Annotated in this window: 3 protein-coding genes and 1 pseudogene; 1 reads left to right on the top strand and 3 read right to left on the bottom strand. The window is 29.9% G+C overall.

All coding sequences use genetic code 11. The features are described 5' to 3' along the window. The coding region (locus EZH24_RS10620) for an iron-containing alcohol dehydrogenase (RefSeq protein ID WP_137999096.1) at nucleotides 1-843 on the top strand (843 nt) is incomplete at its 5' end. Between the two features lie 86 nt (nucleotides 844-929). Here EZH24_RS10620 and EZH24_RS10615 read toward each other — a convergent pair. The 3 genes and pseudogenes from EZH24_RS10615 to EZH24_RS10605 form a co-directional block, all read right to left on the bottom strand. After that, nucleotides 930-1,388: a ComF family protein gene (locus tag EZH24_RS10615; RefSeq protein WP_137999095.1), complete on the bottom strand. Its 459-nt coding sequence runs from the start codon at nucleotides 1,386-1,388 to the stop codon at nucleotides 930-932. 78 nt (nucleotides 1,389-1,466) lie between these two features. Next, nucleotides 1,467-1,982 (bottom strand): hypothetical protein, encoded by a 516-nt coding sequence (locus tag EZH24_RS10610; protein ID WP_236847168.1) that lies wholly within the window; start codon nucleotides 1,980-1,982, stop codon nucleotides 1,467-1,469. A gap of 36 nt (nucleotides 1,983-2,018) precedes the next feature. Further along, a pseudogene (locus tag EZH24_RS10605) lies at nucleotides 2,019-2,176 on the bottom strand (ribulose-phosphate 3-epimerase); the annotation flags it as partial.

Raw genomic sequence — 2,176 nt, 5'->3', positions numbered from 1 at the left:
ATTATGTCGACAAATGATGGCGATTATTGGGATTATATATTTGGAGGAACGGGCAAAGGAAAAGCTATACCGAACGAACCTCTTCCCGTTGTGGCTATTACGACTACCGCTGGAACTGGAACGGAAGCGGACCCTTGGACTGTCATAACGAATGGAAAAGAAAAAATAGGTTTTGGATACGATAAAACTTATCCGTTTTTGTCTATAGTCGACCCTGAACTTATGAAAACCGTTCCGTCTAAATTAACCGCTTATCAAGGATTTGACGCTTTATTTCATAGCACGGAAGGATATATTAATAAAATTGCAAGCGAAATGAGCGATTTATTTGCCTTAAAATCAATCGAACTTATAGGAAAAAGTTTGGCAAAAGCGGTTGCAAACGGAGACGATGAAGAAGCGAGAGAAAATGTCGCTATGGCTAACACTTTATCTGGAATAGTCGAAAGCGTTTCAAGTTGCACGGCGGAGCATTCTATAGAACATGCTTTAAGCGCGTATTATCCTAAACTCGAACATGGAGCGGGATTAATCGCGATAAGTAAAGAATATTACACTTTAATAGCAAACTCTCATGATTGCGATGAAAAAATGATAAATATGGCTAAAGCGTTGGGTAAAAAAGACGCTTCAAAACCTACGGATTTTGTCGATGCTTTAGTCGAACTTCAAAAAGCCTGCAAAGTCGATAATATAAAACTTTCCGATTACGGAATAAAAAAAGAAGAATTGCCCGATATAGCTAAAAATTCAAAATTCGCTATGGGCGGATTATACGAAACGGACCCGCATAATTTTAGCGATGAAGATATATTAGCCGTATTGGAAAAATCTTATAAATGATAAAATAATGTTTTTTCATTTTTTAATATAGGCGGGGTTAAAAGCTCCGCTATTTTTATTTTAAATTATTTATTTCAAATTATCAATTACAAAAAAATATGATTTCTATAGCAAAAAATTATGCATTCTATATCATTAATTCCGTTTTCTTTTAAGATTTTTATCGCTTCTTTTAGAGTAAAACCCGAAGCGTAAACATCGTCTATCAAAAGAATTTTTTTATTTATAAGTTTTTCGGGCGAGATTAATCTAAACGCGTTTTTTATATTTTCTTCTCTCTCTTTAAGAGTTTCCAAATATTTTTGTTCTTTTATTTCGTTATTAAAAATTATCGAGTCGCTTTTTTCTATATTCAAATTTTTTGAAATATAATCGGCGAAAAAATTCATTATATTGTCGTTTTTATTCGAGGAAACAAATAATAAAATGTCAGATTTTAAATTTGAAGATTTATAATATTCCGCAAAAGCATTTAAAATTTTATTTGGAAAATCAATTTCTTTTCTTTTAAACGCTCTTAATTCGTCTCCTAAATCTTTATCCAAATCTCCGAGTGCGGAAACTTTAATATCGCCAATATAAAATGTTTTGTATATAATTTTAATTCTCTTTAATTATATTTTTTAAATATTTTTAAGTCTATTTTTAAAAATAAAATATACGGCGAGCGAAAATAAAGAATTGACTATAATTCCTTTATAACCGTTTACAATTCCGTTGAACCAAATTTCAATATTTTCGTTTAATAAAAATACAAGCAGAATCGAAGAAAATCTTGCGATTATAAAAGAGAGCGGAGATAATATAAAAAACGGCAATTTATTTTTAAGTAGCGATATTAATATTGAAAAAATAACTCCTTCGAATATTAGAAAATATAAAATTGGAATTTGAGGCATTCCCGTTATTATAGAATTCATTAAAGGCGAAATTATTGAAAGAGTTATAAGCGAAATCGGATTTAAAATATAAGAGCCTAAAGATAAAGCGAAAAATATTGGCAAATATTCCGTTCCTTTTAAGCCGAAATAATGAACAATGATTGGCGAACCCAAACTTATAGCTATTAAAAGTATGAAAGCCGATATTTCAAAGAATTTTGTTTTTTCTTTGTTTGTTTTAATTAGAAATTTAATCATAATTTACTCCATATTAAATTAATTAAATATTTATTTTTATTTATTTCCTTTAAGTTTATTTATAACTTCTTTTTTATCTTCGCTGTCTATTATTGCGCTTCCCGAAACCAAAAAATTCGCTCCCGCTTCGATTACTTTATCGCAAGTATTTAAATTTATTCCGCCGTCAACCGATAAAAATATATTTCTACTGC

The sequence above is a fragment of the Brachyspira catarrhinii genome, assembly GCF_005518285.1.
Taxonomy (GTDB): Bacteria; Spirochaetota; Brachyspiria; order Brachyspirales; family Brachyspiraceae; genus Brachyspira; species Brachyspira catarrhinii.
Note: the sequence above shows the minus strand (reverse complement) of the source record. Positions and strands in the feature narration are given on the sequence as shown.

Bases quoted from the DNA above. Each gene is read 5' to 3' on its own strand.
- EZH24_RS10610 (WP_236847168.1), bottom strand. From the start codon at position 1,982: ATGATTAAATTTCTAATTAAAACAAACAAAGAAAAAACAAAATTCTTT.